This window comes from Pseudomonas sp. AC463 (assembly GCF_979253585.1).
Genome location: NZ_CEEDDZ010001024.1, coordinates 1 through 246, shown reverse-complemented (window position 1 = coordinate 246; position 246 = coordinate 1). Strand labels below are relative to the sequence as shown.

At 59.8% G+C, this 246-nt stretch carries 1 pseudogene; it reads right to left on the bottom strand.

Annotated elements, in window-relative coordinates:
• Positions 1-246 (bottom strand): annotated as a pseudogene (locus AC0IYH_RS33345) (hypothetical protein); the annotation flags it as partial.

Here is a 246-nt window from a genome sequence, read left to right as displayed (position 1 = left end):
ACCCCAATTGTCGGACCATGCGTCGTTCAGGATCGCCAGGATCGTCGCGGCTTCCTCGTCGAACTTCGCCTTGTCGACCTCACGGATGCGGATGCGCTCGTTCTTCTCGCCCGACTTGATGATCCGCTGGACGATCGGCGGAAATTCTTTCGTGATGTCGAGGTCGTAGGTCAGCAACTGCTTGACGGGTGCATAGCCCGCCGCCTCGATCCAGCCGCGATATTCGGGCTTGGCATGGCCCATCAT